Annotated in this window: 27 protein-coding genes; 2 read left to right on the top strand and 25 right to left on the bottom strand. The window is 50.5% G+C overall.

Annotation, left to right across the window (positions count from 1 at the left end):
- Window positions 1-4 precede the first annotated feature (4 nt).
- The 25 genes from infA to ACAW75_RS18590 form a co-directional block, all read right to left on the bottom strand.
- Complete coding sequence (gene infA / locus ACAW75_RS18470; protein WP_009284801.1) at window positions 5-223, bottom strand: translation initiation factor IF-1; 219 nt, start codon at window positions 221-223, stop codon at window positions 5-7.
- Between the two features lie 7 nt (window positions 224-230).
- Window positions 231-1,058, bottom strand: a complete 828-nt coding sequence (map, locus tag ACAW75_RS18475) for a type I methionyl aminopeptidase (RefSeq protein WP_370730231.1) — start codon at window positions 1,056-1,058, stop codon at window positions 231-233.
- 8 nt (window positions 1,059-1,066) lie between these two features.
- Window positions 1,067-2,380, bottom strand: a complete 1,314-nt coding sequence (gene secY / locus ACAW75_RS18480; RefSeq protein WP_370730232.1) for a preprotein translocase subunit SecY — start codon at window positions 2,378-2,380, stop codon at window positions 1,067-1,069.
- A gap of 25 nt (window positions 2,381-2,405) precedes the next feature.
- Window positions 2,406-2,882 (bottom strand): 50S ribosomal protein L15, encoded by a 477-nt coding sequence (gene rplO, locus ACAW75_RS18485; RefSeq protein WP_370730233.1) that lies wholly within the window; start codon window positions 2,880-2,882, stop codon window positions 2,406-2,408.
- A gap of 26 nt (window positions 2,883-2,908) precedes the next feature.
- Complete coding sequence (gene rpmD / locus ACAW75_RS18490) at window positions 2,909-3,091, bottom strand: 50S ribosomal protein L30 (RefSeq protein WP_370730234.1); 183 nt, start codon at window positions 3,089-3,091, stop codon at window positions 2,909-2,911.
- A 12-nt stretch (window positions 3,092-3,103) separates the two neighbouring features.
- Window positions 3,104-3,619: a 30S ribosomal protein S5 gene (gene rpsE / locus ACAW75_RS18495; protein ID WP_085412259.1), complete on the bottom strand. Its 516-nt coding sequence runs from the start codon at window positions 3,617-3,619 to the stop codon at window positions 3,104-3,106.
- Window positions 3,620-3,623: 4 nt separating this feature from the next.
- Window positions 3,624-3,977: a 50S ribosomal protein L18 gene (rplR, locus tag ACAW75_RS18500; protein ID WP_085412258.1), complete on the bottom strand. Its 354-nt coding sequence runs from the start codon at window positions 3,975-3,977 to the stop codon at window positions 3,624-3,626.
- A gap of 30 nt (window positions 3,978-4,007) precedes the next feature.
- Window positions 4,008-4,565 carry a 50S ribosomal protein L6 gene (gene rplF / locus ACAW75_RS18505; protein ID WP_370730235.1) on the bottom strand — a complete coding sequence of 186 codons (558 nt, stop codon included), beginning with the start codon at window positions 4,563-4,565 and terminating at the stop codon, window positions 4,008-4,010.
- A 15-nt stretch (window positions 4,566-4,580) separates the two neighbouring features.
- Complete coding sequence (gene rpsH, locus ACAW75_RS18510; protein WP_370730236.1) at window positions 4,581-4,979, bottom strand: 30S ribosomal protein S8; 399 nt, start codon at window positions 4,977-4,979, stop codon at window positions 4,581-4,583.
- Between the two features lie 77 nt (window positions 4,980-5,056).
- Window positions 5,057-5,326, bottom strand: coding sequence for a 30S ribosomal protein S14 (rpsN, locus tag ACAW75_RS18515; RefSeq protein WP_085412255.1), 270 nt, complete (start codon window positions 5,324-5,326; stop codon window positions 5,057-5,059).
- Window positions 5,327-5,338: 12 nt separating this feature from the next.
- A complete protein-coding gene (gene rplE, locus ACAW75_RS18520; RefSeq protein WP_370730237.1) occupies window positions 5,339-5,896 on the bottom strand; it encodes a 50S ribosomal protein L5 in 558 nt (185 codons plus the stop codon).
- Window positions 5,897-5,936: 40 nt separating this feature from the next.
- Window positions 5,937-6,278 (bottom strand): 50S ribosomal protein L24, encoded by a 342-nt coding sequence (gene rplX / locus ACAW75_RS18525; protein ID WP_370730238.1) that lies wholly within the window; start codon window positions 6,276-6,278, stop codon window positions 5,937-5,939.
- Between the two features lie 14 nt (window positions 6,279-6,292).
- Window positions 6,293-6,661 (bottom strand): 50S ribosomal protein L14, encoded by a 369-nt coding sequence (gene rplN, locus ACAW75_RS18530; protein ID WP_015334425.1) that lies wholly within the window; start codon window positions 6,659-6,661, stop codon window positions 6,293-6,295.
- Between the two features lie 6 nt (window positions 6,662-6,667).
- Window positions 6,668-6,895, bottom strand: coding sequence for a 30S ribosomal protein S17 (gene rpsQ, locus ACAW75_RS18535; RefSeq protein WP_370730419.1), 228 nt, complete (start codon window positions 6,893-6,895; stop codon window positions 6,668-6,670).
- A 125-nt stretch (window positions 6,896-7,020) separates the two neighbouring features.
- On the bottom strand, window positions 7,021-7,215 hold the full coding sequence (gene rpmC, locus ACAW75_RS18540; protein ID WP_370730239.1) for a 50S ribosomal protein L29: 195 nt from the start codon (window positions 7,213-7,215) through the stop codon (window positions 7,021-7,023).
- 21 nt (window positions 7,216-7,236) lie between these two features.
- Window positions 7,237-7,665, bottom strand: a complete 429-nt coding sequence (rplP, locus tag ACAW75_RS18545; protein ID WP_370730240.1) for a 50S ribosomal protein L16 — start codon at window positions 7,663-7,665, stop codon at window positions 7,237-7,239.
- Between the two features lie 76 nt (window positions 7,666-7,741).
- A complete protein-coding gene (rpsC, locus tag ACAW75_RS18550; protein WP_370730241.1) occupies window positions 7,742-8,626 on the bottom strand; it encodes a 30S ribosomal protein S3 in 885 nt (294 codons plus the stop codon).
- A 5-nt stretch (window positions 8,627-8,631) separates the two neighbouring features.
- Window positions 8,632-9,024: a 50S ribosomal protein L22 gene (gene rplV / locus ACAW75_RS18555; protein WP_207329608.1), complete on the bottom strand. Its 393-nt coding sequence runs from the start codon at window positions 9,022-9,024 to the stop codon at window positions 8,632-8,634.
- Window positions 9,025-9,120: 96 nt separating this feature from the next.
- Window positions 9,121-9,399: a 30S ribosomal protein S19 gene (gene rpsS / locus ACAW75_RS18560; RefSeq protein ID WP_085412247.1), complete on the bottom strand. Its 279-nt coding sequence runs from the start codon at window positions 9,397-9,399 to the stop codon at window positions 9,121-9,123.
- Between the two features lie 7 nt (window positions 9,400-9,406).
- On the bottom strand, window positions 9,407-10,231 hold the full coding sequence (gene rplB / locus ACAW75_RS18565; protein WP_370730242.1) for a 50S ribosomal protein L2: 825 nt from the start codon (window positions 10,229-10,231) through the stop codon (window positions 9,407-9,409).
- Window positions 10,232-10,266: 35 nt separating this feature from the next.
- The gene (gene rplW, locus ACAW75_RS18570) at window positions 10,267-10,554 is read right to left on the bottom strand and encodes a 50S ribosomal protein L23 (RefSeq protein ID WP_370730243.1); all 288 of its coding nucleotides are present in this window, start codon (window positions 10,552-10,554) and stop codon (window positions 10,267-10,269) included.
- Window positions 10,555-10,557: 3 nt separating this feature from the next.
- Window positions 10,558-11,187 (bottom strand): 50S ribosomal protein L4, encoded by a 630-nt coding sequence (gene rplD, locus ACAW75_RS18575; RefSeq protein ID WP_370730244.1) that lies wholly within the window; start codon window positions 11,185-11,187, stop codon window positions 10,558-10,560.
- Window positions 11,188-11,193: 6 nt separating this feature from the next.
- A complete protein-coding gene (rplC, locus tag ACAW75_RS18580) occupies window positions 11,194-11,814 on the bottom strand; it encodes a 50S ribosomal protein L3 (protein ID WP_370730245.1) in 621 nt (206 codons plus the stop codon).
- A 338-nt stretch (window positions 11,815-12,152) separates the two neighbouring features.
- The gene (locus tag ACAW75_RS18585; protein ID WP_370730246.1) at window positions 12,153-13,154 is read right to left on the bottom strand and encodes an MlaD family protein; all 1,002 of its coding nucleotides are present in this window, start codon (window positions 13,152-13,154) and stop codon (window positions 12,153-12,155) included.
- Window positions 13,155-13,248: 94 nt separating this feature from the next.
- Window positions 13,249-14,076, bottom strand: a complete 828-nt coding sequence (locus ACAW75_RS18590; RefSeq protein ID WP_370730247.1) for an N-acetylmuramoyl-L-alanine amidase family protein — start codon at window positions 14,074-14,076, stop codon at window positions 13,249-13,251.
- Between the two features lie 131 nt (window positions 14,077-14,207).
- On the opposite strand from ACAW75_RS18590, the gene ACAW75_RS18595 reads away from it, so the two are divergent.
- Together ACAW75_RS18595 and treY are read left to right on the top strand one after the other, a co-directional pair.
- Window positions 14,208-17,213: a putative LPS assembly protein LptD gene (locus ACAW75_RS18595; RefSeq protein ID WP_370730248.1), complete on the top strand. Its 3,006-nt coding sequence runs from the start codon at window positions 14,208-14,210 to the stop codon at window positions 17,211-17,213.
- 74 nt (window positions 17,214-17,287) lie between these two features.
- Window positions 17,288-20,137, top strand: a complete 2,850-nt coding sequence (treY, locus tag ACAW75_RS18600; protein WP_370730249.1) for a malto-oligosyltrehalose synthase — start codon at window positions 17,288-17,290, stop codon at window positions 20,135-20,137.
- The last annotated feature ends 10 nt before the right edge of the window (window positions 20,138-20,147 follow it).

The following is a 20,147-nucleotide window of genomic DNA, read 5'->3' on the forward strand; positions in this document are numbered from 1 at the left end:
CTGTTTACTTGTAACGGTACACAATTCGCGCCTTACTCAAATCATAAGGCGACATCTCCAATTTAACACGGTCACCGGGCAGAATTTTGATGTAGTTCATCCTCATCTTTCCCGAGATGTGTGCAATCACTTCATGCTTGTTGGCGAGTTCTACCCGAAACATTGCGTTTGATAACGCTTCGAGGATCACACCATCTTGTTCAATCGAATTCTGTTTTGCCATATAGACGTTAAACCGCTGTTGCAGTACTCAACTCGATTTCCATACTAGTTCCGGCCGTTACTGCTTCGATGTACTCGAACGTAGTCAGTATATCGACCTTTCCTTTACGAACTGCCACGGTATGTTCAAAGTGTGCCGACGGTTTACGATCAGAAGTTCGAATAGTCCACCCATCACGTTCCTGTACAACCCCCTTCTTACCAAAATTAATCATGGGCTCAATAGCAAGCACCATACCATCTTTCAGTTTTATACCCTGACCACGCTTACCATAATTAGGTACTTGTGGCTCTTCATGCAACGATCGACCCACGCCATGTCCCACTAATTCACGCACAACAGTATAGCCAAAGTGCTCAGTGTACGATTGGATAGCATAGCCAATATCCCCAATCCGATTACCATCAATGGCCTTAGCTACGCCAACGTACAAAGACTCTTTTGTACGCGTTAGTAGCTTACGTGTACCCAAAGCAACTTCGCCAACTGGGTACGTATACGCGCTGTCTGCATGGTATCCATTTCGATAAACACCGCAATCAACCGAAATAATATCGCCTTCCTGTAGCTCGTAGCTTGTTGGAAAACCGTGTACGACTACTTCGTTCACCGAAATGCACAGAGCTCCCGGAAAACGGGTTGCTGTACCATTATTGAAGCCAAGAAACGAGGGAACGCCACCGTTATCCTTAATGAACGCCTGGGCAACGGTGTCAAGTTCCTTGGTTGTAATACCAGGACGAATCAGCTTGGCCACTTCAGCATGTGTTTTGCCTAGGACCTGACCATTCTCACGAATGATCTCGATTTCTTCGTCGCTTCGTAATGTAATCATACTGTGTATTAAGCAGGTACACCTTCTGTACGTCCCTTCACTCGACCAGACTTCATCAGGCCTTCGTAACGACGCATGAGCAGATAGCTTTCAATCTGTTGCAGCGTATCCAATACAACACCAACCATAATAAGTAATGACGTTCCACCAAAGAAGGAAGCGAAACTCGATGTCATACCTAGTTGGCTGGCCAATGAAGGAAGAATAGCCACGATAGCCAGCATAACAGCGCCCGGTAACGTAATGTGGTCAAGCACAGTACCAATGTATTCAGACGTTGACAAACCTGGCTTAACACCGGGAATAAAACCACCGCTTCGTTTCATATCATCAGATATCTGAACAGGGTTAACCGAGATAGCTGTGTAAAAAAACGTGAAGACAATGATCAGGAAGGCAAATAACAGGTTGTACTGCCAGGACGTATAGTCCTGGAAGGTATTATACAACGAAGCCATCGTCTCACTCTTCTCAGCGCCCAATCCAAAGGCAAAGCCTGGAATGAACATGAGTGCCTGAGCAAAAATGATCGGCATTACACCAGCGGCATTAAGCTTCAATGGCAAATATTGCCGTTGACCACCAACAACTTTATTTCCAACAACCTGTTTAGCATACTGGATTGGAATTCGACGCACCGCCTGAGTGAGCAATACGGCACCCATGATGACGAAGTACAGACCAACCATTTCAATAAAGAAAATAAAGATCTGTGACGTACCCCGTGATAGAGCCTCACCGTAAATAGCACCTGGAAGCCGTGATACGATACCGATCATGATGATCATAGAAATACCGTTTCCGATCCCTTTATCAGTGATACGCTCACCAAGCCACATACAGAAAATAGTACCAGCCGTCAGGATGAAAACAGCGGCAATCGTGAACAACGTCCGGTCGATAAATAAGGCATCGGCCGGAATAGTTGTACGGATGTATGTAATCGCCTGAACAGCTGTCACGAAGATGGTTAACACCCGCGTAATTTGGTTCAGCTTCTTCCGGCCCGACTCGCCTTCCTTTTGCATTTTCTGGAAGTAGGGCAGCGCCAACGTCAACAATTGAATAGCAATTGATGCCGAGATATAGGGCATGATACCCAACGCAAAGATGGATGCCTTACTAAAAGCTCCACCTAAAAACGTATCCAACAGACCTAGCAATCCCTGAGGACGCAGGTTTAAACGGGCCGGATCGACACCGGGGAGCACGATGTGCGTACCCAGCCGGAAGACCGTTATAAACAAAAGAGTGTTGAGGATACGCGTCCTCAACTCCTCAATTGAGAAGATATTCTTAATAGTCTCTATGAAACGGTTCATACAAGTCGTACGCGGCTTCCGGTGGTTAAATCGCAGACTCTTTCTTAGTAACCCGCTCGATGACGGTCACTTTACCTCCAGCTTTTTCGATCGCTTCTTTAGCAGCTGATGAAAAACCATGGGCTGATACTTCCAGGGCAGACGTTACCTCACCACGGCTCAATACCTTGATAAGGTCGTTTTTGCCAGCTAAACCATGCTCACGCAGAACAGCGAAATCAATGCTGGTCAAGTTGGCTGATGTGGCCAGTTCCTGTAGTGTATCCAGGTTGATAGGCTTATACTCTACCCGGGTTGGGTTCGTAAATCCAAATTTAGGTAAGCGACGCTGAAGGGGCATCTGACCACCTTCAAAGCTTAACTTACGGCTATAGCCAGAGCGTGATTGAGCACCTTTGTGGCCACGGGTCGACGTTCCGCCCATTCCGGAACCTTGACCGCGACCGACTCGCTTGCGCTGCTGAACTGACCCTTTTGCCGGCTTAATGTGACTGAGATTCATTGTCAGTTTAGTTTATAATAAATGGCTTACGCCAAATGTTCAATTATAACCAGATGCTCAACCTTGCGGATAACGCCAGCAATAGATGGATTGTAATCCAGCTCAATGCTCCGGTTAATTTTACCCAAACCCAGTGACTGAATAGCCAGCTTCTGAGTTTTTGGGCGTTTGATAGTGCTACGCACTTGAGTGATTCGTACCCGTGCCATGTTTCGTCTCGATTAACCGTTGAATACCTTCTTCAGCGACACCTGACGCTGGAAAGCAACCTGGTGAGGCAAACGCATCTTAATCAGCGCATCAATCGTAGCTTTGACTACGTTATGCGGATTCGATGACCCTTTTGATTTTGCCAATACATCATGAATACCTGCGCTCTCTAATACGGCGCGCATGGCACCACCTGCGATAACACCTGTACCTGGAGCGGCTGGTTTTACCAAAACGAAACCGCCGCCAAAACGACCTTCCATCTCGTGTGGTACAGTGCGTTTCAGCAAAGGCACCTGGAACAGGTTCTTCTTTGCATCTTCAACACCTTTGGTAATAGCGTCTGTTACTTCATTCGCCTTACCCAAGCCATACCCTACTACACCGTTGCCATCACCAACAACTACGATGGCCGCAAAGCTAAAGCGACGACCACCTTTCACTACTTTGGCTACCCGGTTGATCGCTACTACGCGCTCTTTCAGATCAGCCTCGTTTACTTTTGACGGTTTTACGTTCGATACCATTCTCTTAGAAATTGAGGCCACCCTCACGGGCACCGTCAGCCAGGGCTTTCACCTTGCCGTGATACAAATAGCCGTTCCGGTCAAAAACCACCGACTGTACATTCTGGGCGGCGGCCTTTTCGGCTAACCGCTGACCGACCTTCTTTGCCGTTTCAACTGTGAAACCACTTACTTCGGTCTTCAATTCCATTGAAGAAGCAGACACAAGTGTCTTTCCTGCTTCGTCATCAATGATTTGAGCGTAAATCGCTTTGTTCGAGCGAAATACGGATAAACGGGGACGCGAAGGCGAACCGGATACTTTCGACCGGATACCAAACTTGATCCGTTGCCGTCTTGATTGTTTCGTTGCTGCCATTTTATTTGATACCGACCAAATGGGCGCTTATTACTTCTTACTAGCTGATTTACCAGCTTTCCGGCGAACCACTTCACCAACAAAGCGGATACCTTTTCCTTTGTATGGCTCAACCTTGCGGAGTGAGCGAATCTTAGCAGCCACATCACCGATCAACTGCTTGTCAGTCCCTTCAAGAATAACTTTGGGGTTCTGCCCTTTTTCAGTGATGGCTGTTACTTTAATCTCCGCTGGAATGGCCAGAAAGATATTGTGCGAATAACCCAGGTTCAATTCAAGAACATTATTGGCAACCGAGGCTTTATAACCTACACCAATAATTTCCAGATCAATTTTGAAGCCCGTGCTAACGCCAACGACCATGTTGTTAACCAACGCACGGTACAGGCCATGAAGCGCCTTGTGCCGCTTCTGCTCAGTGGGGCGTGTTACCTTCACAATACCTTCTTCCAGAGACACCGTGATGTCGCGGTCGATCGCCTGTGACAGGCTGCCTTTAGGTCCTTTAACCGTTACTACATTCTCAGCGTCTACCGAGAGTGTAACGGCCGAAGGCAATTCGATTTGTTTATTCCCTACGCGTGACATAGTGTTTCTTAGGTATTAATAAACGTAACACAACACCTCGCCGCCTATGTTGAGCGTCCGGGCTTCTTTGTCCGTCATAACGCCTTTCGACGTTGATACAATGGCGACACCAAGACCATTCAATATACGGGGCAGTGTAGCGGCACCGGTATACTGACGAAGACCTGGACGGCTAACCCGCTGCAGATCAACGATCGCTGATTGCTTTGTAGTGGGGTTATATTTCAAGGCAATCTTGATTGTGCCTTGAGGACCAGTTTCATCAAACTTGTAGTTCTGGATGAAACCTTTATCGAAAAGCACTTTCGTGATTTCTTTTTTAATATTTGATGCAGGGATTTCTACCACCCGGTGCTTGGCACGGATGGCATTTCTGACGCGGGTCAAAAAATCTGCTATCGGATCTGTATTCATTTCTGCAAGGAGTTACTTGCTTGCCTGTTTCTGAAAAAGGCTTGCAAAAGTACGGAAACTGTTTGAGAAATAAAACCTTACCAGCTTGACTTCGTTACACCCGGAATCTTCCCGGCGCTGGCCATCTCGCGGAAGGTCACACGCGAAATGCCAAATTTGCGCATGTAGCCACGAGGGCGGCCCGTCAATTTGCAACGGTTGTGAAGACGAACCGGTGAGGCATTCCGTGGCAGTTTATCTAAGCCAACATAGTCGCCAGCCGCTTTCAGCGCAGCCCGTTTTGTCGCGTATTTAGCGACTAAACCTTGCCGCTTGCGCTCTCTTGCTTTGAGTGATTCTTTAGCCATGGTTGGTTTTACTTATTTTTTGTTGCTGGCGAAAGGCATACCCAAAGCCCGCAGCAATTCGATGCTTTCCGCATCTGTATTTGCCGTTGTTACAAAGGTGATGTCCATTCCTGAGATACGTGACACCTTATCGATGCTGATCTCCGGGAAGATGATCTGTTCTTTGACACCGAACGTATAGTTACCACGGCCGTCAAATCCTTTGTCGCTAATTCCTTTGAAATCACGAACACGGGGCAGAGCCACTGTGGTCAGGCGATCCAGGAATTCATACATCTTGTCACCACGCAACGTAACTTTCGCACCGATCGGCATATTCTCCCGCAGTTTGAAGTTAGATACGGCTTTCTTAGACATGGTCGGAACAGCCTTCTGTCCGGTAATTGTCGTCAATTCGTCTACACCTACATCGACCAGTTTCTTATCAGCCACAGCGGCACCGATGCCTTTGTTGATAACAATTTTGGTCAGGCGTGGCACCTGCATAGCTGACTTATACTCAAACTTTTGTTTGAGCTGTTCAGCTACTTCGTTTACATACTTATCTTTCAATCGTGGCGTGCTTGCCATTTCTTTGTCCGTTTAGTGTGTTTTAGAACACATTAGCCGATTAGAGCAGGTTGTTCGTCTTTTTAGAAAAACGCTGCAACTTCCCTTTGTCGTTCAGGCGGCGGCCCGTCCGGGTCGGCTCACCTGTGGCAGGATCAACGAGCATCAGATTACTGATGTGGATCGTACCTTCTTCTTTACGCAGTTCACCTTGTGGGTTCTGAGCCGTTGGCTTGATGTGCTTGGTGATCATAGCCACGCCCTCCACCTTTGCCCGGTCCTTTTCCCGGATTACTTCTTTGATGACGCCCCGTTGTCCTTTGCTGTTACCAGAGATTACCACTACGGTATCACCAGTTTTGATGTGGAACTTGTGCGGAACGACTACTTTCTTCTTTTCCATCCTGATGCCTTAGTTTAGATAACCTCGGGGGCTAACGAAACGATTTTCATGAATTGCTTCTCGCGCAGTTCACGGGCAACCGGCCCGAAGATGCGCGTGCCACGTGGCTCGTCGTTGTTGTTCAATAACACGGCCGCGTTGTCTTCAAAGCGGATGTACGAACCGTCTTTACGACGTACCTCTTTTTTGGTCCGAACGACAACGGCTTTAGATACCGTGCCTTTCTTCATATTACTTGACGGGATAGCGGCTTTGACCGTAACAACGATCTTATCACCTAGTGAAGCGTAACGCTTGCCAGTACCGCCCAGTACGCGGATAACCAGTACTTCTTTTGCACCGCTGTTATCTGCCACACCTAATCTTGATTCCTGCTGTACCATGGCTGCTTACTTCGCTTTCTCGATGATTTCAACTAAACGCCAACGCTTGTTCTTGCTCAACGGACGGGTCTCCATGATCCGAACCGTGTCGCCGATACCGCACTCATTGTTCTCGTCATGTGCCGTGAACTTGGTGGTGCTGGTCATAAATTTGCCATACTTGGTGTGCTTCTCTTTCCGGTCAACGGCAACGGTGATGGTCTTCTGCATTTTATTGCTGGTAACCTTTCCGATCCGCTCTTTCCGGGCACTCCGCTGGGCGGCATCCCGCTCAACTGATGCTGTGGCAACGGGTGTTGTTGCTGCTACAGGCTGAGTTTGCTCTTGTTGTGATTCCATTGCGATACGTAGCTAACGGGTTATGCCTGATTTTCCTTCTGGGTCAACTCCGTGTATAACCGGGCAATTAGCTTGCGGCTTTCCCGAATACGCATGGGATTCTCGATAGGAGATACCGCATGGGCGAAGGTCAGCTTCTGCAATTGCGCTTTTTCGGCACTGATCTGCTCAACGAGCTGGTCGACCGACAGGGCTTTGATTTCTTGCTTTTTCATGGCTTTCTGATCTCCTGTGGTTTATGCCTCTTGTTCAATGTAATCCCGACGAACGATGAACTTCGTGCGTACAGGTAGTTTCTGAGCGGCTAACCGCAGTGCTTCCTGGGCAGTAGCGAGGGGAACACCGGTCGCCTCGAACATGATCGTTCCTGGCTTCACAACGGCTACCCAATACTCTGGAGCACCTTTACCTTTACCCATCCGTACTTCGGCAGGCTTCTTGGTGATGGGTTTGTCAGGGAAAATACGAATCCAGACCTGACCTTCCCGTTTCATAGCCCGCGTTACTGATATACGAGCTGCTTCGATTTGCCGAGCCGTGATACGACCGGGCTCGAGTGATTTGATGCCGAATGTTCCGAAGGCGATCTCGTACCCGCGTGTTGCGAGTCCTTTGATCCGGCCTTTGTGCATTTTGCGAAACTTGGTTCTTCTTGGCTGTAACATTGCTGTTATAGTGAGTTAAGGAATCGTGGGTTAATCCAGGTACGTTGACGCTGAGGCCCCCACGTTTCGCTGATGTCTATCGACGACCGCCGCCGCCACCGCCGGGACGACCTGCGCCGCCACCACCACGATTGTTGCCGCCAGCTGCTCCGCCACGGTTGTTGCCTCCGCGATCATTGCTGTTGCCACCCCGGTCATTCCGACCACGGCCGCCACGATCACCGCCACGCTCATCGCCACGGTCACGACCACGACGATCACCGCGATCATTGCTTCCGCCTGCCCGATCACCAGCCGAAGCCTGTGACATCAGGGCAGCAGGAGACAGATCACGCTTACCGTACAGCTCACCTTTGAAGACCCATACTTTAATACCAATCTTACCATAAACCGTCTGAGCTTCAGACAACGCATAGTCGATATCGGCACGCATGGTGTGTAGGGGTACACGACCTTCTTTATATTGCTCTGAACGGGCAATTTCAGCACCACCTAGGCGGCCTGACACTTTTACTTTAATGCCTTGCGCACCAACACGGATAGCTGAGTTGATCGCCTGCTTCATGGCCCGACGGAATGAAATCCGCGCTTCAAGCTGCTGAGCAATGGCTTCACCAATCAGTTTGGCATCGATTTCAGGGCGTTTGATCTCGAAGATATTGATCTGGACGTCTTTACCCGTGATCTTTTTCAGCTCTTCCTTGATCTTATCCACTTCACCGCCACCTTTACCGATCACAATACCCGGACGTGCCGTGTGAATCGTTAAGGTGATACGCTTCAGCGTCCGCTCAATAACAACCCGGGCAATAGCTCCTTTGGGGATACGGGCCGAGATGTATTTACGGATTTTCTGGTCTTCAACAAGTTTGTCTGAAAACTCCTTGCCGCCATACCAACTCGAATCCCATCCTTTGACGATGCCGAGCCGGAAACCTACTGGATTAATTTTCTGTCCCATTCGAGTTACGCGTTTTCAGATGTTTCGGGTGCGGTTTCAATCGTCGGCTGAGCGGGAACTGCGCTATCAATTACCAGTGTGATGTGGTTTGACCGCTTGCGGATCCGGTGACCACGACCTTGTGGGGCCGGGCGTAGCCGCTTCAACATGGTGCCGCCATCCACGAAAATCGTTTTAATGTACAAGTCAGCGTCTTCAATGCGCTCACCCTCGTACTTCTGCTGCCAGTTGGCCACTGCTGAAAGAAGGACTTTTTGCAGTACGACAGCAGCGGCTTGCGGTTGGAACCGCAGGATACCCAACGCCCGGCTCACACGCTGACCGCGAACTAGATCGGCGATCAACCGCATTTTGCGCGGTGACGAGGGTACATTTTTAAGCTTAGCTATTGCTTCCATTTTTAAGGAGTTGCTCAGTTTGCTGTTTGCTGTCTTCTGTTGCTTCGCCAATTAGCAGGGCAACTGTAAACTGTAAACTGTAAACTGAAGACTGTTTTATCGTTTGCCTTTGTCTTTCTTCGCCGTGTGACCACGGAAGTTGCGGGTAGGAGAGAATTCGCCCAGTTTGTGACCCACCATGTTCTCCGTTACGTAGACCGGAATGAACTTGTTGCCGTTGTGCACAGCAAAGGTGTGACCTACAAAATCAGGAGAAATCATAGACCGGCGAGACCAGGTCTTAACCACCGATTTTTTGCCCGTATCATTCAGCGCTTCCACCTTCTTATCAAGGCGGTAGTCGATGTAGGGGCCTTTCTTTAGGGAACGTGCCATTTACTGCTTACTTTTTACGACGGCTGATAATCAACTTATTGGATGCGTTCTTCGGCTTGCGGGTCTTCTGACCTTTAGCGAATTGACCATTGCGTGAGCGTGGGTGACCACCTGATGCACGGCCTTCACCACCACCCATTGGGTGATCGACAGGGTTCATGGCTACACCACGTACCCGAGGACGGCGACCTAACCAACGTACCCGACCGGCTTTACCCATCGTTACGTTCATATGGTCAGCGTTCGATACCGTTCCAACCGTTGCCAGACATACGTTCAGTACGCGGCGGGTTTCACCTGATGGCAGACGCAATACGGCATAGCGCTCTTCACGAGCAACTAGCTGGGCATACGTACCTGCCGAACGGGCCATAGAACCGCCACGACCTGGTTGCAATTCAATGTTGTGAACGATGGTACCAATTGGCATTTTCGCCAATGGCAGGGTGTTACCCACGTCTGGAGTCACCCCTTCGCCTGACTGAATGATCTGGCCCACCTGAATGCCCTGAGGAGCAATGATGTAGCGTTTTTCGCCGTCTTCGTACTGCACCAGCGAGATGCGGGCCGAGCGGTTTGGATCATACTCTACCGAAACAACGGTAGCAGGCATATCAAATTTATCGCGTTTGAAGTCGATAATCCGATACATACGCTTATGGCCTCCGCCAATGTAGCGCATCGTCCGGCGGCCTGTGTCGTTACGACCACCTGATTTTTTCAGGGGTTCTAACAGGCTTTTTTCAGGCTTACTCGTGGTGATCTCCTTGAAGTCTGGAGCTACACGGAAGCGAGTGCCGGGAGTTACTGGTCTTAGTTTTCTTACGCCCATGATAATGGTTCGGTTTGTCAGCCTATGGGGTCAGGCTATAAATCTCCGTAAATGTCGATCACTTCGCCTTCAGCGACGGTCACGATGGCTTTCTTAACGAGGGGCGTACGACCTGTAACAACCCGTCCGTTAATGTTTTTCGAGCGCTTTTTGCCGAGTTTGCGCATCGTGTTCACGCTTGTCACGTTCACACCATACAGTTGCTCTACAGCTTTGGCAATCTCAATTTTATTGGCTTTTGGATCTACCGCGAAGGCATATTGACCTAGCTTGTTCAGCACAGCCATCTTCTCGGTTACGATCGGTCTTTTCAGCACGTCCATGATTTAGTTCGCTAAGATGGTTTGCAGTTTCTCCAGGGCCTCCGTGCTGATCAGCAATTGATCGGCGTTCATCAGATCATACGTGTTCACCTGCGAAGCAGTGGTCACCCGGGTTTTCTGAATATTCCGGCTCGACTTAACCACATTGATATCTACGTCGGGTAGGATCAACAGCGTCTTTTTGCCAGTCAGTTGCAATGCGTTCAGGAACGCTACATAGTCTTTCGTCCGTGGGGCGTCGAACGTAAAGCTCTCCAGTACTGATACACTGCTGGCCTGGGCTTTGGCAGCCAGGGCTGATTTACGAGCCAGCGCTTTTACTTTCTTGTTCAGTTTGAACGAATAGTCACGGGGACGTGGGCCGAAGATGGTACCACCGCCAACGAATACCGGCGACTTGATACTACCGGCACGAGCACCACCTGTTCCTTTTTGCTTCTTGATCTTACGGGTCGAGTGGGCGTTTTCAGCGCGCTCTTTCGTTTTGTGCGTACCCTGCCGCTTATTGGCCAGATACTGCTTCACGTCTAAGTAGATCGCGTGCGTGTTCGGTTCGATGCCGAAGATGGCGTCAGACAACTCGGCTTTCTTGCCGGTGTCTTCGCCTTTGCTGTTATATACGATAACTTCCATGACGGCTTACTTCTCGATAATGACGAATGAGTTTTTAGCACCTGGCACTGAACCGCTAACTACCAGCAGGTTTTGCTCAGGCATAACACGCAACACGCGAAGGTTTTGAACCGTAACCCGGTTGCCACCCATACGGCCCGCCATGCGCAGACCTTTAAATACCCGTGAAGGGAAGGAACACGCACCAATAGAACCTGGGTGACGACCCCGGTTGTGCTGTCCGTGTGTTTGACCGCCAACACCGCCGAAGCCGTGGCGCTTTACTACACCCTGGAAACCGCGACCTTTAGCCGTACCGACCACGTCAACGAAATCTCCCTCACCGAACACGTCGCCAATTTGCAACGTATCACCCAGGTTGAACGACTGCTCGAATTCTTTGAATTCAACCAGTTTCCGCTTAGGCGTTGTGTTGGCCGCTTTGAAGTGGCCCAACATCGGCTTGTTGGTGTTCTTCTCTCTTTTTTCGCCGTAACCCAACTGAATAGCTTCGTAGCCATCCTTGTCCTTGGTACGGACTTGGGTTACAACACAGGGACCAGTTTCAATTACTGTACATGCCAGAGCCTGCCCGTCCGCATTGTACACACTGGTCATCCCGATCTTTTTACCAATTAATCCAGACATTTTCTGTTTGTTAAAAAGCAGGTGAACGATTGATTAAACTATCACGGAACGCCGTGCCGCCGGTAAGCCGGACCCCGCCGAAACGGACCGCAAAAGTACGGGAAATGTGCCGTGATTGCAACGGCTTGTTTATCAGTGACAAAAAAGAGGTCAGGCGTTAGAACACCTGACCTCTTTAGGGCAACCAACGTACCTACAGGAACGTTACTGCCGCTAACTAAATCAGATGTGGTTTCCTTTCGGACCTTCACCCGCTTCTATGTCTTAAACTAAAACCGTCGCGATTGGGAGTGCAAAAGTAGAGAAACTTAATTAATAATCAAAGGTGATTGATCAAATTACTTTCGCGTCGTATCGATCATCGTGGTGGTGACGGTCGTGACGGTTGTTGTACCTGGTTTGCCCACAACAGTCTTGTCTTTTTTGCCGAATACCGAAAACGATACATTAATGTACTTCTTAGGATTCTGACGGAAATCAGTCAACAGTTTTTCGAGCCCACCTGCGGTACGGCTAACATTCACGTACAGCGAATCATCTGTGGTGAGCTTACCAAGCGACCCCTGCCCTTTCTGAATATTCCCCAGTAACTTCTGTAGGTTGTCTATGGATTTGTTCGCATTGTTCAGCGTTTGCCGAAGTTGCAATGCATTCAGTGAGTCGGTAAACGTTGAGGCCTTATTCAGAATGGGGCTGAGCTCCTGGGTGGTTTTATCCAGCGAGCGCGACAGTTGATTCACGTTGGCCAGCGCCAGCTTCAGACCGGTCCGGTTTTCGTTAAGCGCGTCATTCAACGTACCTGTAACGGTGCCCGCCCCCCGCAGTGTCTGGTTCAGCACCTCGGCCGTCTGATCAAAAGAAGACACTACGTAATTCAGTCGGCGGGTAAGTGAGTCAACGTTATTTAGCACTGGCAGCGTCTTTTCCTTAATCAATGACGAAATACCTTGCTCACTGGCAGCAACCAGTTCGCCCTCGTCCATGACAGTACCAGCTCCATTCAATTCAAGCCGAATGACTTTCCCGCCGAGTAGGCCGCCATCGGCCAGTAAGGCTTTGGACCCCTGGCGAACGACTACATTTTTGTTCAGGTCGAGTGTAACCAACAGCTTGTTTCCCTGTTCGGGCATCAGATCGATTCTGGCCACTCGCCCTACGGTTAGGCCGTTCAGCAGCACGGGGTTAGAGGTTGTAAGCCCATCAACGTTGGCATACATAACCGTGAACTGCTTATTCTTCTTAAATATGTTGCTTCCTTTCAGGTAATTAAAGCCGAAGAAGAACATGGTGAGCGTCATCAGGGCCAGAAGACCGACTTTCGCTTCCTGTGAAAGTTTCATGTGGAGTGTAATAGAGTTGGCGCACGTTTACATCGCCTCGACGTATAACTGGCAAAGAGGGGGTCAAGGTTCACTATTACCTGCGTCAACTATGTCAATTCACCCCTTCCATGTCACGCTTAAACTGCTCAAACGCTTTATAAATCGCTCCGGCCATCTGTTCCTGTCCTTCTTCCGAAGCTAAAAAGTCTTCTTCATCCGTATTCGTTAGGTAACCAGCTTCAATTAATACACTGGGCATAGTTGTTTTCCAAAGAACAATGAACCCTGCCTGCTTAACACCATTACTTTTACGCTCAGCCACACGCCGGAAGTTGTGTTCCACTTTTTCGGCAAAATTGATGCTACTTCCTAGAAAGGCATGTTGGTAATTGGCCAGCATAATGTAGGCCAGAGGCGAGTCGGGATTGAAGCCCTGATAGGTCTTTACGTAATCCCGTTCCTGTTTAATAACCTCGTTTTCACGCTTAGCAACATCCAGATTACGTTCTGTACGGTGCAGGCCAAGTGTGTATGTTTCAGTGCCATGTACGGCCTTTGAGGTGGGGTGTGCATTGCAATGAATGGAAATGAACAGGTCGGCTCGGTTACGGTTGGCAATGGCACCACGCTCATATAAATCGACAAAGCGGTCGGTATTTCGCGTATAAATGACCCGCACGTCTGGCATTTCTTCCCTAATTTTCGCCCCCAGCGCCAACACCAGTTTCAGGTTCGTTGTCTTCTCTTTAGCATATCGTCCGTGCGTACCGGGGTCTTTTCCGCCATGCCCGGCATCAAGCACAACCGTACGGATTTGATTGGCCTTTCCAGCCGGTCGGGGCTGCTGATTGGTGGTATCCTGCCAGGCTGGTTTGGGCAACATTGTTCCAGCCAATAACGGGATCAGCACTGCACAAAGTAGGATAATCTTAACAAGCATAGCCGACGTAACTAGGGTAAGGGGTTTAATAAAAATTAACAACGAATTGCGATTCAAGAACGTATTGGGTGATTGTTCGTAGGTAACTTTGTATGTCTTACTGAGGGGACTCACGGCGACAAATGTAATTTTTGATAGAACCGAAATTCACGTATATTATTTTACGGGTAACGCATTATACACTGCTACTGTGGCTATTAACAGCAGTTACGGGCCTTCTGCACGCGCAGGAACGCCCCACTAATCCGCTGAGCCCATTACCTGTGCCTCCTTCCAAGCCGGTTAACACTAGCCCGGCAGGTAGGTCTGCCACCGAGTCTTCCCGAACGGTCAGGCCTGTTATTACGGGTGTGAGTGGTCGCGACACCACCCGTCTGCGCGTAGGTAAAGACACGACGAAGACCCCGGAAGATCAGTTTGCTACTACTGTCCGCTACTCGTCGAAAGATTCCAGCCAGGTAAATGGGCAAATTGTTGAGCTCTGGGGCAATGCCGAAGTCGTTTACGGCGATATTTCCCTGAAGGCCGATTATATCAAACTCAACCAGGCTACCAACGAAGTTTACGCCCGGGGCCGATACGATTCCACCTCGAAAAAAACGGTCGGAACACCTATCTTCAAAGATCGTAGCGAAGAGTATAATACTAAGGAAATCCGCTACAATTTTAAGACCAAAAAAGCCCTGGTGCAGGGAATTGTTACACAGCAGGGAGAAGGAAACATACGGGGAAAAATAGTCAAGAAAGATGCTGAGGATAATTTGTACATCCGCGGTTCCATTTATACAACCTGTAACCTGGCCACACCCCACTTCCATATCAATGCCCCCAAGCTGAAAGTAGTTCATAACAAACAGGTAGTATCGGGGCCGTTTAATCTAGTTATCAATCAGATTCCGTTACCGCTTGGGCTACCGTTCGGCTTTTTCCCATTTCCCAAGAAAAAAGACATAGGTGTGTCGGGTATTCTGATGCCTCAATACGGTGAAGAACCCAACGGCCGGGGTTTTTATCTGCGTGATGGCGGCTACTACTGGGCCGTCAACGAGAACATCGGGTTGCAATTTACCGGACAGATTTACTCACGCGGAAGCTGGGGGCTAGGTACGTCGGGGGCTTACAACAAACGGTATCGATACGCGGGCAACTTCCAGCTTCGGTTCAACCACAACACATCGGGCGCGCTGACAGAAGCTGAGCGGCTGCTTAGTCCCGACCGGAACGACTTTGCCATTAGCTGGTCGCATGCGCCGCAGAACATTGGCCGGCGGAGTTCTTTTTCGGCCAACGTGAACGTGACCAGCAATAGCTACAACCAGTTTAACTCGTTCAGCACGCAGGCTGTTACCTCCAACGTAGCCGGGTCATCCATTCAGTATAGCCGCACGTTTGGTAAGTATGTCCGGTCGGGCGCCAATGTGCGGGTGAACCAGCAGTTTGGGCAGGTAAACCAGCAGACGGGCGTGCGGGAAAACGGCAAGACCGATGTGGGAATTGATTATAACCTGTCAGTTAATCAGATCGCCCCTTTTGCCCTGAAAGGAGGCACCGGACGCTGGTTTGAAAGCTTCCGGGTAGGTTTTCAGTTCGATGCGCAGGCATCGATCAGTAACACCATCCGCAGCCAGATTGACACCAGTGGGCTTGGTTTTACGGTGCTGCCGCCCAGAGGAACGATTCTAAGGAGCCGTGACCAGATCGTACGCGATAGTCTGGCACGAGCTGACTCGATTCGCCGTGGTTTCACAGTAACTGACCCCAACCTCATTGCCTTCAATCTGGAAAACCTGAGCCGGATTTTAGACAATCGGAACGTAACCATGCGCTACAGCATTCCGGTATCGTTACCTAACTTTAAGATTGCCCGCTATATCAATTTCACGCCCGGCTTTTCGCTACAGGGCGATATATACAGTCGGCAGTTGACCTACACGTATGATGCAGCCAAGGGGGGCGTTCAGATAGACACGGCACGCGGCTTTTTCCCGACCTATTCATTTGCAACCAACGCCAGCCTGAACACGCGGGTGTATGGCATCTACAATTTCCACGGCAAACGGCTGGAAGCTATCCGCCATACGGTGGCTCCGTCTGTGTCGATCAGCTATACCCCTGACTTCTCGGGCTCGGCGTTTGGTTTTTTCACCAAACTCCCTGCTGAAGGTTCACTGGCTGCTTTGCCCGAGTATCGCCGGACGTTATCGCGTTATCGCGGATTGGGTGGTTCGTATGGCAGCAGCCCGCCGGGTCAGAATGCCATTATTTCGTTTGGCATTGTGAACCAATTAGAGATGAAGGTCCGCTCACGGGACGACAGTTCAGGCGCCGAGTTTAAGAAGATTCCTCTTTTCGACAACATCAGCATTAACGGAAGTTACAACCTGCTGGCTCCCGAATACAAACTGTCGCCAATTAACATCAGCGCCAATACACAGATTTTCAAGAACGTCAATTTCAACCTCTCGGGCACAATGGACCCGTATGCGTATCGACCTTATTACAATGCTTACTATAGCCCCTACTCAAGCGCTTTCAACGGTTATGACCCAACTGTAGCGGCTATCATCGGTCAGGAATCTACGGCAACGTTCCCACGCATTAATCGGTACTCCGTTTTTGCCGGGCAGGGGTTGGGGCGGTTAACCAGTCTGCAAGCGTTTGTGAGTACACGGTTTGCGCCGAAGAAAGCGGATGCCCCGAAAAAGTCGCCGAATGCCTCGGATGCCACATTGAAGGCCATCAACCAGAACCCCGATCTGTACGTCGATTTCAGCATTCCCTGGACCGTCAACGTGAGTTATTCATTCGGGTATACTCGCCTCACGCCTACCCAGAGCGCTATTGTCCAAACGCTGAACCTGACGGGCGATTTCAGCCTGACGCCGAAGTGGAAATTCACGTACCAGACCGGCTACGATTTCCAGTACCATGCGCCATCGCTGACTACCATCGGCGTGAACAGGGACCTCCACTGCTGGGAAATGGCTTTCAACTGGACACCCTATGCCGGTAGTGCCAGCCGTGCAGGCAACTATTCGTTCGACCTCCGCGCCAAATCGTCGATCCTACAGGAGTTGAAACTGAGCCGCCGCCGGTCGTTCTTCGACAACGGCGGCTTCGGGGGGGGCTACCGATAAGCTTAACAAAACATTTACGGGTAGTCATGCCGTTAAGGTAGTGGTCTGTAAACAGGTCATCTACACACAACGTTATGTACAATCCGGTTTCTACCTATCGTGTGCAACTGCACGAAAACTTCACGTTTGCCGATCTCGAACGGCAACTCGATTACCTGCAACAACTGGGCGTTACAACGATTTACGCCTCACCTACGCTGGCCGCTACCCCCGGCAGCACACACGGGTATGATGGCATTGACCCGCAACGGATCAACCCGGAAATAGGTACGCTCGACCAGCTTCGTGGGTTGAGCCAGCAACTGAAGGCCCGCAACATGGGCTGGTTGCAGGATATTGTACCCAACCACCTCGCCTATCATCCGGCCAACCCCTGGATCAGCGACGTGCTCGAAAAAGGGCATCAGTCGCTTTACGCCAATTATTTCGATATCCCCGGCACTAACGAACTGTTCGACGGAACGCTAATGGCGCCATTTCTGGGGCAAAAGCTCGCCGACATTATCAAGAATGGCGAATTGCGCGTGGCTTACCTGCACCAACGGCTGGTGCTTCAGTACTATGATAGTCATTTTCCGCTGGCACCCCATACCTACGCACAGGCGCTTGTATCGGAAGAGCAACAGCAGGCCGATGTGTTTACGACCAACGTACCTGCGGCCCTTTCGCAGTGGCTTACCCAGATCGAGGGCTTATTTTCTCCCGAGTCTAGCCATCCGGTCATTGATGGCGACAGCCAGCAGCAGGTTGTCGGTAACCGGCCGGTCAACCCCAAAGAAGCCGCTGTTTTGTGGGACGACGCCCGGCTGGAGCTGGCTGCCCTTATGGCCGATGATGAAACCGTTCAGCATTATGTAGACACCCGACTGGCCTGGTTCAATCAGTCGGCCGACGATCTTCATGCGCTCTGTGAAGAGCAGCATTATCGCCTGTGCGACGGTGACGAGACCCGACGACGCATCAATTTCCGCCGCTTTTTTACAGTCAATGGCTTGATCTGTCTGGCCGTTGAACGCCCCGACGTTTTTGACCATGTGCATCATTTCGTGCGTGAACTGGTCGCTGACGGTACTTTGCAGGGCCTTCGCATCGATCACATTGACGGGCTTTTCGACCCAACTGGTTATCTGGAAAAGCTTCGGCAAACGATGGGTGATGAAACCTATATCGTGGTCGAGAAGATTCTGGAACCCGGCGAAGCAATGCCCGTCAACTGGCCAATTCAGGGGAGTAGCGGGTACGATTATCTGGCCCTGGTAAACAACCTCCTGACTGACCCTACCGGCAAAGAAGCGTTTACAACTTTCTATGAAAAACTGGTTGGCAACAGCACGGCGGTCCATGATCAGATCTTGAGCCGCAAAGCGTACATTCTGTATCATGATATGGGTGGTGAGCTGGCAAACCTGTACAAGTTTTTCTACGATCAGCAACTGGCGACCGACGCCGAACTGGCGGCTGTCAATCAGACCATGCTGCTGCTGGCCATTGCCGAACTGCTGGTGCAATGCCCCGTTTATCGCTATTATGGCAATCAGTTTCCGCTGGAGGCCGACGAAGCCAGCGCCCTCCGGCAGATGCTCGATGGTGTTCGCAGTCGAGCCGTAGAGTTACAGGCCCCGGCCGACCTGCTGGAAATGATCTGGCTGACAAAGCCGCAGCAGGGCGATGTTGATTACAATGCGCGGGCGCTTCGTTTTTATCAGCGCTGTATGCAGTTTACCGGACCGCTTATGGCCAAAGGCGTAGAAGACACGCTGCTGTACACCTACTTCCGCTTCATTGGCCATAACGAAGTGGGCGACTCGGCCGAGGCATTTGGCATGAACGTACCGCACGGCGTATCGTCTGATTTTCATCGGGCCATGCAGGAACGGCAGGCTAAGTGGCCCTTAGCCATGAACGGTACGTCGACACACGATACAAAACGCGGGGAAGACGTTCGGGCGCGGCTAAATGTACTGACTGCACTAGGTGATGAGTGGACCACCACTGCCCGGCGCTGGCTGGATCAGACGGCTGTTCACCGCCCCAACTACGCGCCTGATACAAACGATGCGTATTTCATTCTGCAAACGCTGGTTGGTGCGCATCCCTTCGCGGGGCAGGATGAAGATGAGTTTCCTACGCGGCTACACGAGTATGTGACAAAGGCCCTACAGGAAGCCAAACGGCACACCAGCTGGACGGCGCCGAACAAAGCTTACATGAAAGCCACACATGCGTACATCGATCATCTGCTCGACAAGACCAGTACGTTCTGGGTCGAATTTGACCAGTTTATGGTCCGTATTGCTGATTTCGCCGTTATTAATTCGCTGGCGCAGGTGCTATTGAAATTCACCACGCCAGGTGTACCAGATGTCTATCAGGGCTGCGAAATGCACGATCTGAGCCTGGTTGACCCCGATAATCGCCGTCCGGTTGATTATGCGCAGCGCAACCAATTGCTCCTGGCATTAAACGGACCCGAACGTACCCAGCCAATCCGGTTCGCGCCGAACCAGGCCGGTGGACCCGCCCAGCCAGGTGACCTCTGGGAAAAGCGGTTGAGCGGACAGACCAAGTTTTGGCTCACTCATCACTTACTAACGATTCGGCAGGCACAGCCCGATTTTTGGGCAACGGCCGACTATATTCCGCTGGTTGTTGAAGGCACATACCGCGATCACATTATGGCTTTCGCCCGGCAGCAAAACGGCGCTGGGTACGTTACCGTTGTTCCATTGTACCTGGCCCGGCTATGCCGCGAAACGGGCGCCAGTGATCCGACAGCGATCAGCTGGCAGGATACACGGGTTATCTTTCCTGCACATCGAGCATGGACAGATCAGCTCACCGGAACAACAGGAGGATCAACCACTATACGCGATCTGTTTGGTGGTGCTTTCCCGCTGGCTTTTATACGCTACGACATAGATTGACGGATTCGGT

The organism is Fibrella arboris, assembly GCF_041321095.1.
In the GTDB taxonomy this organism is placed as follows: Bacteria; Bacteroidota; Bacteroidia; order Cytophagales; family Spirosomataceae; genus Fibrella; species Fibrella arboris.